Source organism: Arthrobacter sp. 1088 (assembly GCF_031455315.1).
In the GTDB taxonomy this organism is placed as follows: Bacteria; Actinomycetota; Actinomycetes; order Actinomycetales; family Micrococcaceae; genus Arthrobacter.
In genome coordinates this window covers 33,485-46,588 of sequence record NZ_JAVDSM010000010.1, presented here as the reverse complement: position 1 = coordinate 46,588, position 13,104 = coordinate 33,485, and the positions used below count along the sequence as shown (strand labels likewise).

Below are 13,104 nucleotides of genomic sequence, written 5' to 3'. Positions count from 1 at the left end.
GGTTAGTAGATGTTGGCGGCCGGTGCAGGCCCGTCGCCACGGTTGGCGTTGATTTGGGTTCGGACGGCGATGTCGTCCCACAGCTTGATCTCCCGGACGATCCGGCCGTTCTGGACGAGGAACTGGGAGATGCCAAGAATGTCCACGGGCTTGCCCGTCAGGGCGCCATAGCGGGCCTGGCCGTTGTAATCGCCGGTGAACTTCCAAGTAACAGCGATCCGAAGGCCTGCATAATTCGGGTCGTTGTGAGTCTGGATGTCGCGGACCTCGAATTGCCCGCCGGGGAACGCATCAAGGAAGCGCAGGAGTTGCCGGCGGTAGCCTTCCGGCCGGATGATGAGGTCGTTGCCGACCGTATGCAGCGTGAGGTCGCGAACGAAGAATTCATCGACCTTTTTGAGGTCGCGATCATTCCAGACCTGCTGGATCATCCCCAGGACCCCTTCGACTTCCTTGCGGTAGTCATCAGGGCGCGGACCGGAGTCGCCGACGGCGATCACATCAGCGGGAGCAGGTTCTGTGAACGAACCAGTGTAGCCGCGGAAGGTCTTGGTACGTGCGACTTCATCAGGGTCGAGTCCGTGGTGGAGGGCATGGGCAAGTTCGTCCCGGACTACCCACTCCTCCACCATCCGGCCACGGCGGTACAGGCAGTTGGCAATGGTGTTGCCCACAACCTTGAAATCCTCCTCGCCGGAGATCACGAGGTGGGAGCTCAGGAATGCATCGTTGCCCCTGGCTTCCCAGATCACGTCACCCGCCTGACCAATGTGATTAGGCGCGGCCGAAATACGCATGAGACATCCTTCGATGACCTCTTGCCGCGTGGTTGACGTGCCGTAGGAGCCGTGCACTATCGAGTCGGGTTCGTAATTTTCGCGGATGAACCCGATCTGACGGTCCACCCAGATGTAATCGGTGACTTCCCGGATGAAGTCATCGGGATCGTTGTAGGGCTGGTAGGCAACGGGGTCGAGAGACACGACTTGCACTCGCTTTCAGTGAGACTGGTTCAGGGGAGACACTTGCGAGTGTATGCGTATGCACAAGGTGCTGGCAACCCCTTGATTGTCATGTTTTGAACAAAGCCGTAGCTAGGAGGCGGCCGGCCCGAGGGTGTGGCGCTGGACCAGGCGGGAGGGGAACGAGGCTTCCTCGATGTCCCGACCGGGCGTCTCAATGCGCTCTATCAGCAGCTCTGCGGCCTTGCGCGCCATCGCGTTCAAGTCGTAGGAGATCGTTGTCAATTCAATAATGGGCCATGAGGCTGTTGGAAGATTATCGAAGCCGATGATCGATATATCATCAGGAACCCTCGCGCCTGCGCTGCGGGCCGCGTTCAGGGCTCCGAAAGCTACCACGTCGTTACCGCAGACGATGGCCGTCGGGGGTTCGGGAAGGGCAAGTAGCTGCTCTGTTCCTGCCTGGCCCGTGGCCGTGTCAAAGGGTCCCCGGTGTACGTAACGGCCCGGGATGGAAATTCCATAGTGGTCCAGGGCATCACGTAAGGCCATCTCGCGGTTGATGGCCGTACTTGTGTTTGCAGGACCCAAGATCGCGGCAATGCGTCGATGGCCTTGCGAGAAAAGCGCTTCGGCCGCCTCTTCCATGCCCCGTACGGGATCGACCACGGCCGAGTCCGCCTGCACTCCCGATGATGTGCGGTTGAAATATACAAACGGGAGCCCCCGGTCGCGCAGCCTGAGGGGCACGACTGAATCGATGGTGGAGGTCGCTAGGATGACACCATCAAGTCCGTTGGAAATCAGACGCTCCGCCACCGTGTCGGTGTCTGCTACCTCGGTGTGCAGCATGAGCTGATATCCGTGGGTCTCGAGCTGGTCATGGGCAGGCGCGATGATGTGGGGATAAAACTGGTTTTCAAGGTCCGTCAGAAGCAGGCCAATGCGCCGGGTGCGACCACTGGACAGTGCGCGGCCCACGTCGCTCGGAACGTACCCCAGCCGCTCGGCGGCCTTTCGGACGCGGTCTTTGGTCGCTTCCGAAACACGCTGGTCGTCCCTTAGCGCACGGGACACTGTCGGCTGTGAAACGCCGGCCAGTTGTGCGACGTCACGGCTGGTTACCGTCATCTTAATCTCCCTAACGCCTGCGGCATTTTGGATGCCGTCTGGAATCAATCGAATCAGACTCTTGACCTTGCTGCTGGCCACTTCTATTATGACATACGTATGCACACCCTAGGAGTAAACTGTGGTTAAGTATCTGAAACAAGCACCGTCCAAATCATTCGCCGACAACAGCCATGCCGACGTGGCTGCGCGTGTAGGCCAGATTATCTCTGAAATCCGTGCTGACGGCGACGCTGCTGTCCGCAAGTATGCCGAGCTTTTCGACAAGCAAACTGTGCAGTCCTTCCGGCTGACGGACACCCAGATCGAAGAAATCATGGGGACCCTCGATCAGCAGGTGATCGACGATATCGTCTTCGTCCAGGAACAGGTGCGCACTTTCGCCCAGGCGCAGCGGGAGTCGATGCAGGACATTGAGATCCAGACCCTGCCAGGCGTGTTCCTCGGTCACCGGCATGTCCCTGTACAAGCTGCCGGAGCGTATATTCCGGGCGGCAAGTATCCGCTCACGGCATCGGCACACATGACGATCATCACTGCGAAGGTCGCGGGTGTCCCACGCGTCGTGGCCTGCACGCCACCGATCCGCGGCGAGATACCCGCAGCGACGATTGCTGCCATGAAGCTTGCCGGGGCCGACGAAATCTACCTGCTCGGCGGCGTCCAGGCAGTCGCTTCCATGGCCCTTGGCACTGAATCCATGCCACGCGTGGACATGATTGCCGGACCCGGCAACGCATATGTGGCGGAAGCGAAGCGGCAGCTCTTTGGTGAGATTGGTATTGATCTGTTCGCGGGGCCAACCGAGGTATTGATCATCGCTGACGCAGATGCCGACCCGTTCACCATCGCCGTAGACCTCCTGTCGCAGGCTGAGCACGGTCCCGATTCACCCGCCATCCTTGTCTCGACGTCCGAGAGCGTTGCCCTGGCGGTCCTTGATCACATAGAGCGGATCCTGCCGGATATGCCTACCAAGGATTTCGCTGAGCCTGCTTGGCGTAACTGGGGCCAGGTAGTCGTCGTCGAGAATATCGACGAGGCCTATGAAGTCGCGGACGGCTTCGCCGCCGAGCACGTCCAGGTATTCACGGCAGATCCAACGGTGGCCTTGGACAAGATGCACAATTATGGAGCCTTGTTCCTCGGCGAGAACACGTGCGTCTCCTTTGGCGACAAAGTCATCGGTACGAACCACGTCTTGCCCACCCTCGGTGCGGCACGGTACACGGGCGGTCTCTGGGTTGGAAAGTACCTCAAAACGGTGACATACCAGGTAATTGAGAACACAGACTCGTCCGCTGAGCTTGGCCGGGTACTCGGCAGGGCTGCCCGCGTTGAACTCTTCGAAGGCCATGCCCGCTCAGGTGACGTGCGGGCCTGGCGGCACGCAGGCGAGCAGTTCGACTGGATCGATCGTGCCCTGGCCGGTTCAACACCGGCAGGGGTTGACCGATGACTGCCCTGACTGGACGCACTGCGCTCGTAACCGGCGGAGGTACCGGGTTGGGTGCAGCCATTGCCCGGTCCCTGCACGGTGCGGGCGCCCACGTTGTGGTAGTTGGCCGACGCCCGGAGCCTCTCCGGGAACTGTCCTCCCTGCTGGGCGAGGGCAGCAGTTGGCACGTAGTGGACGTTGCTGACCCCGGGTCAGTCGAGCAACTCGCCGGACGTCTGGAAGGAACAGAGATCTCGATTCTGGTCAACAACGCCGGCATAGCCGGACCGGTAGCCCCACTTGTCGACATTTCCGTGGACGAATGGGACCAAGTTTTCGACGTCAATGTTCGGGGCACTTTCCTGATGTGCCGCCAATTCCTACCATCCATGGTGAGCCGAGGCAGCGGAGACGTTATTAACCTGGCCTCAGTTTCCGGGAAACGGCCCTTGGTACGCCGAACGCCTTACTGTGCCTCCAAGATGGCCGTCATCGGACTCAGCTCGACGCTGGCCTTCGAAGTTGGTCCGGCAGGGGTTAACGTCAACACACTCTCGCCGGGCCCGGTGGATGGGCCGCGCATGGACCGCAACTTCCGGCTCGAAGCTGAACTGACCGGAGCCAGTTACGAGCAGGCCCAGGATGCGTTCGTATCCCGTGCCGCATTGGGCAGGATGGTGACCGAGGACGAGGTGGGAGCCGCTGTGGTGGCAATGCTTGGCATGCCCGGCCTTTGTGGTGCGGACATCGATCTATCTGCCGGTATGGTCGCATGAGCGCGTCCAGCCCGTCACTTCGCGAGCGTGTCCTCTCCGGTGAGAAGCTCTGCGGGGTCCTCTTGAGGATGCCCTCGGAGGAACTGGTCGAAATGCTGGCCGTCGCCGGCTTCGACTTCATTCTTCTTGATTGCGAGCATGGTCCCTCTGATGCCATACCCTTGCGTCAACACATCTCAGCTGCCCTTATGCACGGTACGGAGGTCCTGGTCCGTGTCGGTGAACGTGAGGATGCCCTGATACTGCGGGCGCTCGACAGTGGCGCGGCAGGGATCGTGGCGCCACATCTGGATACTGCGGGGCAGGCCCGGGATGTCGTCGCTGCCGCCCACTACCCCCCGTTGGGTCGTCGCGGCTTTGCAACCTATGGGCGTGCCGGGAAGTACGGCACGGTCACTGGTGTTGCGCATTAAGCCCGGCTCGCGGAAGAGACACTCGTCATTGGCATGATCGAGTCCCCCGACGCCGTAGCCAAGGTAGATGAGATCGTCGCCGTTCAAGGTTTGGACGGCATCATGATCGGCGCTGCAGACCTGGCCGCCTCAAGCGGCCCGGAAGATCTGTCCGTGGCAGATTCCCGAAAGCGGGTGAACATGTCCCTGGCGGCAGCAGGATCCATTCGGCTGGACTTGGTCGGGGATGCGGAGGCAGCCGCTGCGGCGTACGACGACGGCGCGCAACTGGTCGCTTACAACCTAACCCACGCGCTTATGGCACAGTTCGCAAGACTGCTGGAACCCCGCCCCTCCCGCGACTGATCCGCTCTCTATCCATTCAGAAACGAAAAGACCGGCCACCTGCCCCGTTCCCTGGAGCAGCTGGCCGGTCTTTCGTTTCTTGACTCAGTTGGCCAGCCAGGACCTGATGAGCTGCCCTACTTCGTCCGGCCGCTCCATGGGTGCGAGATGGCCAGCTTCAATGGACACCAAGGCGGCATGCGGCGCCGCCGCCGCGATCTCTTCATGGAAAGCTGGCGGACAGATGACGTCCAGTTTTCCGGAAATCACGAGGACGGGCATTGTCAGGCGGGAGAGTGCGGCGGATTCATCGATTCGCGAGTCCTGCATGCGAAGTTGGGCATCGAGGCGTTCGGGCCCCGTGTCCGCACCCATGCGAAGGGTACGTTCCGCCAGTCCTGGATCCCTTGTCAGGGAAGGGCCGGCCACGAGGGCGTCGAGAATATCCCTCTGGAGATCGCGGGGCGAGTCCCCTGCTGCCAGCCGGGTACGCCATGACTTCCATGACTCCCGCTGGGCGTTGTTAGGGCCTTTTGAGTTGGTTGATATGAGGCACAGTCGCTCCACCCTTTCTGGTGCCTGCCTGCATAGAGCCATGGCGATGATGCCCCCCAGAGAATGTCCCGCAAGGGAAAAGCGTGGTGGGAGGCCGTTCAGTAGCGAGCTGACCTGGCGATCGATTGTGGACTCATCGAGCACTGGTACGACGGATCCTTCCAGGTCGCACCCCGACCAAAGATCGGAGGTGCAGTTCATGCCTGGAAGGAGAACCAGCGGAACGCCGACGTCCGCCGTCGATGACGGCGGACGCGTAGTAAGTGATGGCATGGTTTATCCGGCGCCTGTCTCAGCCCTTGACCGAGCCGTCACTCAGACCTGCCACCAGGTACTTCTGGGCGATGAATGAGATCGCTATGACCGGGAGCGTTAGTAACATCGCAGCAGCTCCGGCCTGCTGAAGCATCGGCAGGGTTTGACCAAGTTGGGTCGTGATAAACACAGGCACTGTTTTTGATGACGTGTCCGTGAGGATAAGCGCCGTCAAGTACTCCTGGAAGGCAAAAAGGAAAACAAAAATGCCGGCGGTGAGAATGCCGGGACGCATCAGTGGAATCATCACCCGCCAAAGCATGCCAATTCTGGTGCAACCGTCGATCATGGCTGCCTCGTCCAGTTCCTTGGGAATATCCGCGAAAAAGTTCCTCAGCAACCAAATGGTAAACGGCTGGTTGATTGCCACAAGAGCCGCCGACAATGCGAACGTCGTGTCATAAATCCCCAAGGATTTACTGATCTCGTACATGGGCAACACCACTGAGAAGCGCGGAAGGGACCGGAAGACGAGAGCCAAGAGCAGCAAGATGGCCGAAACATATCCGGGGAAACGCGACAGGGCGTAGGCAGCCGGGAGACCGATTACCAGCGCCACGATGGTCGATATCACGGCAACGACCACTGTATTCACCAGGTATTGGGCGAAATAAGTGGTTTCCCACAGATTCTTGAACGCTTCCAAAGTGGGCGTGTATCCGGTGAGGACAGGCGGGTTCGCGAAAGCCACATCCGTAGGCTTGGTCACCGATAGTGCCGTCCAGATGAAAGGAGTAAGCATCACCACAGCGGTGATGATCAGCAAAATGGCCGCTGTTGGGTTCGTCCTTTTCCGCGGTCGCTTTACTGTGAGGACCTTTCGGCCCGAAGCGCCCGTTGGGGCCGCAAGGGTGTCGGTGATCATGCTTTGGCTTTCGCTTCCTTGAGAAGCCCCCGGATGAACGGGAACAGGCAGATAATGATCAGGAGGATGGAGAGCACGTTAATAGCACTTCCAAGTCCGAGTTGCTGGGCTCCGTCACGGAAGGCCGAGTCAAAGACGTAAAGCATGATGGACTCGTTGCCGATGGCGTCTGCCTGGGGCGAGAGCGCGATGAGGTTGTCGAACGTCCGCAGTACGTCCATGATCGTGATCAGGCAAACAAACCCAAGCACGCCACGGATAGTGGGGATGATGATGTAGAAATGTGTCTTAGGCGTGTTTGCCCCGTCAATCTTTGCGGCTTCGCGGAGCTCGTTGGGGACACCCTGCAAGCCCGCAAGGATCATGAGCATGGAAAACGGAAGCATGTGCCATACCGTGTGCGCAATGATCATGACGCGGTTGGCCCATGTCTCGGTGAACCACAGGACGTCCTGGCCCGTAATCGCATGGATCACGTAGTTCACTGCGCCACCAAAGTTTTGGTCAAAGAGCCACGAAAAAGAAACCGCACCCACGATTGTCGGCAGGACATAAGCCACCAGCATCGCACCCAGAATAATCGGCCGGAGTCTACCAAGCCCGTTCATCCCAATGGCGATCAAGTACCCCAGCACAAGAATTACTGCCGTGACGATAACCGTCAGCAGCAGCGTAAACACCAGGGCACGTCCAAACCGGGGGTCGGTTAGCGCGTGAGCGTAGTTGGACAGCCCAACGAAATCCCCGGGGGAGCCGTACTGGACGTTCTCGAAGCTCCATTGAATCGTGCGGACCAACGGCACCACCAAAAGGCCAAACATCACAAGCAGGCTGGGGCCCATCAGTACAGAGAACTCGCGTCCTCGCATCGTTCTTCTCCTCTACGTGAGACGAGCGTGTTGCGGTGTTGCCCCGGGCAGCGGGTCGCGGGCTATGAGGCCCGCTTCCCGCCGCCCAGGGCAAGCCGTCAGCTACCCGAGATTGTCTTCTCCGCGATGCTCTGCATTTGCTGCATGCCCGCCTGAACGTCCAGCTGCCCGGTGATAACCTGCACGAGGATAGGCCGGATCGCGTTTGTTACCGGAGCCGCGTTGGGGTCTCCTGCAGCGGGCATGGTCTTGCCGATAGTGCCATTGGCAGCAGCGGCGTACTTCGAGCTGTCTTCACTGACCATTCCCTCACGTGCCGGGTAGGCCGCAGGCACAGATGCCTTGGAGGCTTCCTCTCCGACAGAAGATGCCATCATCTGGAACAGCATGTCCTTGTCGAGTTTGGTGTTCTTCGGGATGGACCAACCATCGACTGAGAGGCGGCTGTACAAGTACGGAGCGCCGGCCTCAACGGCCGGGGGCGCGGCGAAGGCGAAGTTGCTTGCCAGCTTCGTGTTGGCAGGCAGGGTGAGGTCATTCATACGGCCGGAAAACATGATCGCCATCGCGGCTGTTCCGTTGAACATCTGCTGTTGGACTTTGGGTTGGTCGAAAGTTGTTACCTGGGGATCCATGTAGGGCAACAGGGCCTTCATCTGCTCGAGGGCCTTGCCTGATTCCGGAGATGCAAACTGTGGCTTGCCTGATGAATCGAGGAAGTCCTTCCCATAAGAGTTCATGGCAGCCTGGAAGTTGGTCGTAATATCGGCCGTTGCGTTCCACGGAAGGGCGATGGGGTATTTGATGGTCCCCTGTGCCTGGATCTTCTTTGCGGCGTCAATCATTTCCGCGAACGTAGTAGGCGGCTTAATTCCCGCAGCGTCGAAGACGTCCTTGCGGTAAGCCATTACATACATTTGCGCCTGCATCGGCAGGCCATAGAGCTTGCCGTTGTAGGACATTGACTCACGCATCTCTTTGCTCAAAGCATTGAGTTTGTACTTGTCTGCGTATTTGGCTACGTAATCGTCCAAAGGCTCGATGTCGCCGTGCTCGGCAAGACCCGGAACGACGAACCCGTACGTCTCGAGGACATCGTAACTGCCGGTTGCACCGGCCAGCGTGGCGGTGGTCTTGGTCACCTGGCCCGCAAAGTCGATTGGGTCATGCTTCAGCGTGACCTTGTCACGGGTACAGCTCTTGACCATCGTATTCGTGAACGGGTCGATGGCCGAGGAGTTGTAGGCAAGGACGTTGACCGTAGTCGATTGTGCTGGCATGGGATAGTCGCACGCGACCGTCGCGGCGCTCTCGCCTCCAGTCTTGGAGCCGGCGCCACAAGCCGTAACGCCCGCGAGGCTGGCGGCGACAGCGAGCAGGGCGACGCCTGTCTGCAGGGGTTTGGGGAATCGCATGTTGATCCTCTCAAGATGTTTTGCTGTGGATCCAGAAGCGACCTTATTGTCGAACCGGAATAATTTATACGTATGCGCTACCCGAGTCTTGCCGCAAGCTGGGCATCGGCGCCCTGGGCAATGAGGTCGAGCCGGAGTTGCGCGCTGTCTCGATGCGCAGGCATCTGCTCGAAATCCGAAATGGTTACTACCGGGCCAGCCTGGGAGACTGTAGATTCCTGCGTTGCGCGCTGATAAGTCAGCTGCTTGAGGAACCTGGCTACAGACAGCCCCTCGGTGAAGCGCGCCCCGCGCCCGGTGGGCAGCACGTGGTTGGTTCCGGACATGCCCTTGTCCGCATAGGCGACCGTTGACCATTTGCCCAGGAAAAGGGAACCATAATTCCGCAGATTGTCCAGATAGAAATCCACGTCTTCCGTCAAGATCTCCAAGTGCTCAGGGGCCAGGATATCCATGACCTCGACGGCAGTTTGTCGGGAGTCTGCAACGTAGATGGAACCCCAATCCCGCCATGCCGCCCCGGCAATTTCCGAGGTTGCCAGCCCTGCAAGCTGCCGCTGTATCTCAACTTCTACGTCTGCTGCAAGTCGGTGTGATGTGGTGACGAGGCAGGCCGGGGACGTAGGACCGTGTTCGGCCTGGGCAAGGAGATCGGCTGCCACCATGGCTGCGCTGGCGGAGTCGTCAGCTATTACCGCGACCTCAGATGGGCCCGCGAGGACGTCGATTCCTACTGTTCCATAGAGTTGGCGCTTAGCCTCGGCTACAAATGCATTCCCCGCGCCCACGATCATGCCTGCCGGGCTGGCATCAAGGAGGCCAAACGCCATTGCGGCAAGGGCTTGGACGCCGCCAAGGGCGAAGATTTTTTCGGCCCCTGATATGCGTGCCGAGTAAAGCACGGCGGGGTGCACCTGGCCCTTGTTCGAGGGTGGTGTGCACGAAACTATGTTTGGAACGCCCGCGGCCCGTGCAACGCCCACAGTCATGAAGGCGCTTGCCAGCAGGGGGAACCTACCAGCAGGAAGGTAGGCGCCCACGGTTCCCACAGGCACGTACTTTTGCCCGCAAACTACGCCTGGAATGACTTCATCTTCGAAGTCGGTCAGGCGCGAACGCTGCATCCTTGCGAATCGCTGAGTGCGTTCCGCTCCGGCGTCGAGGGCCTCCCGCAAGTCCGCAGGGAGGTTTGCCGTCAGCTTGTCGGCTTCCGAGGGAGTGATTTCAAAGGACGTTCCGCCGGTCCAGCCGTCCAGCTGTTCGGCATAAAAGCGGACGGCTTCAAGGCCTTTGGCCTCGATCGTCGAGAGCATTTCCGAGACCGTGGAAATGACCTTTGGATCCGATTGGGCGGCCACGTCAGGACGATTAGGTTCACGGATAACGGTGATACCGCCGGAGAGGCGTGATTTATCAGCAAGAGTGAGGTGCATACGTATACAGTAGGTGAATGGCGGGCGTGTGACAAGAGGCACAGGGTGATGATTATGACCAGTGCCCACTCGCCTCGGTTCCTCGGCTGGGCGAATTATTCCCGGGTGACGGGCTGCCAAGTGTCCGGGTCGATGCGACCATCGTAGACGGGTAGCTGAATCGAAGCTTCTCCTGGCAGGAATTGGGACCAGATTCGCGTTACCCCGGCTGTGCCATTTGCCCGCACGCGGTCCACGTGCGCCAGATCCAGGTCCACGGCGAGCAGCGCCGGGGCCGCGTCGGGCGCCTCAGCGATGATGCCGCCTTCGGGGTCAACGATGATGCTTCGCCCCTCGCCGACGGGCCCGCCGCAGTTGACGCTCACAACGAAGACTTGGTTAACGATTGCATTCGCCCGCGCGAGGACAAGCTCCAAAGCCCGGTCCGGCGTCGTGGTCTTGACGACGTTGAGGATAATCTCGGCACCCATCCAGGCGAGTTGCCGCGTAGCTTCAGGAAACCACGCGTCATAACAAATGTTGAGCCCAATACGTCCAGCGTCACCGAGGTCAACAACCACAAATCGATCGCCCGGATCATAAGGCTCGTGGGGGCGCCACGGAAAAATTTTCCGATAGCTTCCAGCCAGGTCGCCCGAGGGCGAGATCACAACCTGGGTATTGAACAATTCACCGTGCGGACCAGCTTCGCAGAGGCTGCCCGGGACAAGCCAAATTCCCAGTCTTTGGGCGAGGACCGACAGTTCCTCCATGCGCGGTCCGTCAAGGGGTTCCGCAGCGGCACGAAGCGCTTCAGTACGTTGCTGATCGGGCGATCCATCGCCGAAGAGGTGGAGCTCGGGAAAAACCATGAGCTTCGTCTCAGGAGCTGCTTCGAGGACCTTTTCGGCTTCTCTTGCAAATTCCTCAAGAGGAGCTCCAATAAGTTGGGGCGCAGCCTGGACGGCGGCGAGTTCTAAACGTCGATGCAATGAAACCTCGATTCCAAGCGGCGCTTCCCAGGGATAGTCGGTGGTCATTTGAGTGGGATGTTTGACGCCGTGCCAACAGACGACCCTCGTGGGCCGTCACGCGAATGAGGCAAAGTATAGGCGAGTAAGACTGGAAGCACAGCGACCGGGGCAGGTCATCCTTCCGGCTTGGCTGGCGGCAGCCGGTCGTCTGTTTGGTGTGGGAAATACAGTGTGGCCGTGAGTGCGCCTGGGCGGGTGTGTGGCGCGATACGCCTCGGTAATGCTGTCCTCGACGCCCGCTTGGCCGCAGCGCGCCGCACTCCCCCATCCAACCTGCAACCCAGGTAGCGGCCGTTCCGACCTCTGATCCTCAAGCCTCCAGAAGCATTTGGGGACGCCAATGTCGCCCGGACACAAATCAGTGATTGACATCACGACCCAGCAGGACGAAACTATTAACTGTTCCGATATTACACACAGCGTTCCACTATTAGCAACAAAGGACGGAAATGGCAGATCCCAGAACCCTCTCCACAGTCCAACGGACGCTGGAGGTCTTGAAGGCCTTTACCGCCGAGCGCCCAGAATGGGGAGTCACCGAACTGGCAACCCGCGTGGGAGCCCACAAGTCCCAGATCCACCGGGCGGTGGCAACGCTGAGTGAAGAGGGTTTCCTCGTCCCCAACCCCGCAACCCGGAAGTACCGCCTCGGTCCCGCCCTCGTACGTCTCGGCATCGTTGCCGGGGAGTCCGGTGGCATTCCCCAACTGGTTCAACCGGTGTTGGAGCAGCTGGCCCATGAGGTTGGTGAGACCACCGTCTTCAACCTTGCCCGGGAACATGACTACGTCATGCGGGCAGCCGCCGATGGTCCCGGGCAAATCAGATTCGCCCTCACCCTGGGACGCTCATACCCCTGGTATGGCGGAGCGGGCGGGCACGCAATATTCGCGTATCGAAGCGAAGAACAAATTTCCGCCCTCCTTGACGGGGGCTTTAACCAAGCCACTCTCCACGGTCCACACAGCCGTGAACAGATCCTCGAACGCCACCGCGTCGTGAAGGACCAAGGCTATGCCGTATCCGAAGGGGAATTCGACGAACGAATCATGGCCGTAGGCGTGCCTGTACGCCTGGGCTCAGACGTCATCGGTTCCATTTGCATCGTCGGAGTACCCGCGCTCTTGCATGGGCGGGAAGAACAGCTCGGCACCGAGCTATTGAACGCCGCGAGTGCCCTCTCGGATCGGCTTTCGTCAGCTGGTCCAGGCATCGAACTGAACTAAACATTCCTTCTTCTACAGAAATTAGCAGACAATGTCTCAGCCTCTTCGCGTGAAAGACGACACTCAAGCACGCCACCCCCGGGCATTCGAGCCCATAACTCTTGTCGTCACTGTTGTTCTGAGCATCCTCGGCGCCGTGATCGGTCTTCACCTGATCACTACCCTTGGAATTTCGGCCAATACCTCCGTCATTGGCGCTCTCATCGCCATGATCATCGGGCGCATCTCATTCTTCGGTCTTAGCAAAATGCGGGACGTCAACCGGCAGAACCTGGCCCAAAGCGCAATTTCCGGGGCGACGTTCGCGGCAGGTAACTCGCTCCTCACCCCCCCCCATAGCTGTCCCCTTCGCCTTTGGCCGCGCTGACC

Annotated in this window: 12 protein-coding genes and 1 pseudogene; 5 read left to right on the top strand and 8 right to left on the bottom strand. The window is 59.7% G+C overall.

Annotation, left to right across the window (positions count from 1 at the left end; all coding sequences use genetic code 11):
* Nucleotides 1-2: 2 nt before the first annotated feature.
* Complete coding sequence (locus tag J2Y41_RS16310) at nucleotides 3-983, bottom strand: ester cyclase (RefSeq protein ID WP_309929997.1); 981 nt, start codon at nucleotides 981-983, stop codon at nucleotides 3-5.
* Nucleotides 984-1,094: 111 nt separating this feature from the next.
* Nucleotides 1,095-2,093, bottom strand: coding sequence for a LacI family DNA-binding transcriptional regulator (locus tag J2Y41_RS16305; RefSeq protein ID WP_309929995.1), 999 nt, complete (start codon nucleotides 2,091-2,093; stop codon nucleotides 1,095-1,097).
* A gap of 121 nt (nucleotides 2,094-2,214) precedes the next feature.
* On the opposite strand from J2Y41_RS16305, the gene hisD (J2Y41_RS16300) reads away from it, so the two are divergent.
* The 3 genes and pseudogenes from hisD (J2Y41_RS16300) (at nucleotide 2,215) to J2Y41_RS16290 (ending at nucleotide 5,065) form a co-directional block, all read left to right on the top strand.
* Complete coding sequence (gene hisD / locus J2Y41_RS16300) at nucleotides 2,215-3,552, top strand: histidinol dehydrogenase (RefSeq protein ID WP_309929994.1); 1,338 nt, start codon at nucleotides 2,215-2,217, stop codon at nucleotides 3,550-3,552.
* Nucleotides 3,549-4,307 (top strand): SDR family oxidoreductase, encoded by a 759-nt coding sequence (locus tag J2Y41_RS16295; protein ID WP_309929992.1) that lies wholly within the window; start codon nucleotides 3,549-3,551, stop codon nucleotides 4,305-4,307. Before hisD (J2Y41_RS16300) ends, J2Y41_RS16295 begins: the two co-directional genes overlap by 4 nt.
* Nucleotides 4,304-5,065 (top strand): annotated as a pseudogene (locus tag J2Y41_RS16290) (HpcH/HpaI aldolase/citrate lyase family protein). Before J2Y41_RS16295 ends, J2Y41_RS16290 begins: the two are co-directional and overlap by 4 nt.
* A gap of 84 nt (nucleotides 5,066-5,149) precedes the next feature.
* On the opposite strand, the gene J2Y41_RS16285 reads toward J2Y41_RS16290, so the two are convergent.
* From J2Y41_RS16285 to J2Y41_RS16260, 6 genes are all read right to left on the bottom strand, one after another.
* Nucleotides 5,150-5,872, bottom strand: coding sequence for an alpha/beta hydrolase (locus J2Y41_RS16285; RefSeq protein WP_309929990.1), 723 nt, complete (start codon nucleotides 5,870-5,872; stop codon nucleotides 5,150-5,152).
* A gap of 19 nt (nucleotides 5,873-5,891) precedes the next feature.
* On the bottom strand, nucleotides 5,892-6,680 hold the full coding sequence (locus tag J2Y41_RS16280) for a carbohydrate ABC transporter permease (protein ID WP_309929989.1): 789 nt from the start codon (nucleotides 6,678-6,680) through the stop codon (nucleotides 5,892-5,894).
* A gap of 95 nt (nucleotides 6,681-6,775) precedes the next feature.
* Nucleotides 6,776-7,648, bottom strand: a complete 873-nt coding sequence (locus J2Y41_RS16275; protein WP_309929987.1) for a sugar ABC transporter permease — start codon at nucleotides 7,646-7,648, stop codon at nucleotides 6,776-6,778.
* 98 nt (nucleotides 7,649-7,746) lie between these two features.
* On the bottom strand, nucleotides 7,747-9,063 hold the full coding sequence (locus J2Y41_RS16270; RefSeq protein WP_309929985.1) for an extracellular solute-binding protein: 1,317 nt from the start codon (nucleotides 9,061-9,063) through the stop codon (nucleotides 7,747-7,749).
* 77 nt (nucleotides 9,064-9,140) lie between these two features.
* On the bottom strand, nucleotides 9,141-10,496 hold the full coding sequence (gene hisD, locus J2Y41_RS16265) for a histidinol dehydrogenase (RefSeq protein ID WP_309929983.1): 1,356 nt from the start codon (nucleotides 10,494-10,496) through the stop codon (nucleotides 9,141-9,143).
* 95 nt (nucleotides 10,497-10,591) lie between these two features.
* Entirely contained in the window at nucleotides 10,592-11,515 is a 924-nt protein-coding gene (locus tag J2Y41_RS16260) for a carbon-nitrogen hydrolase family protein (RefSeq protein WP_309929981.1), read from the bottom strand.
* A gap of 443 nt (nucleotides 11,516-11,958) precedes the next feature.
* On the opposite strand from J2Y41_RS16260, the gene J2Y41_RS16255 reads away from it, so the two are divergent.
* On the top strand, nucleotides 11,959-12,735 hold the full coding sequence (locus J2Y41_RS16255; protein ID WP_309929979.1) for an IclR family transcriptional regulator: 777 nt from the start codon (nucleotides 11,959-11,961) through the stop codon (nucleotides 12,733-12,735).
* 49 nt (nucleotides 12,736-12,784) lie between these two features.
* Nucleotides 12,785-13,102, top strand: a complete 318-nt coding sequence (locus J2Y41_RS16250; RefSeq protein WP_309929978.1) for a hypothetical protein — start codon at nucleotides 12,785-12,787, stop codon at nucleotides 13,100-13,102.
* Nucleotides 13,103-13,104 lie beyond the last annotated feature (2 nt).

What these genes read in the sequence shown, in the direction of transcription:
- J2Y41_RS16305 (WP_309929995.1), bottom strand. Translation starts at nt 2,093, where the DNA reads ATGACGGTAACCAGCCGTGACGTCGCACAACTGGCCGGCGTTTCACAG.
- J2Y41_RS16295 (WP_309929992.1), top strand. Translation starts at nt 3,549, where the DNA reads ATGACTGCCCTGACTGGACGCACTGCGCTCGTAACCGGCGGAGGTACC.
- J2Y41_RS16285 (WP_309929990.1), bottom strand. Translation starts at nt 5,872, where the DNA reads ATGCCATCACTTACTACGCGTCCGCCGTCATCGACGGCGGACGTCGGC.
- J2Y41_RS16275 (WP_309929987.1), bottom strand. Translation starts at nt 7,648, where the DNA reads ATGCGAGGACGCGAGTTCTCTGTACTGATGGGCCCCAGCCTGCTTGTG.
- J2Y41_RS16270 (WP_309929985.1), bottom strand. Translation starts at nt 9,063, where the DNA reads ATGCGATTCCCCAAACCCCTGCAGACAGGCGTCGCCCTGCTCGCTGTC.
- hisD (WP_309929983.1), bottom strand. Translation starts at nt 10,496, where the DNA reads ATGCACCTCACTCTTGCTGATAAATCACGCCTCTCCGGCGGTATCACC.
- J2Y41_RS16260 (WP_309929981.1), bottom strand. Translation starts at nt 11,515, where the DNA reads ATGACCACCGACTATCCCTGGGAAGCGCCGCTTGGAATCGAGGTTTCA.
- J2Y41_RS16255 (WP_309929979.1), top strand. Translation starts at nt 11,959, where the DNA reads ATGGCAGATCCCAGAACCCTCTCCACAGTCCAACGGACGCTGGAGGTC.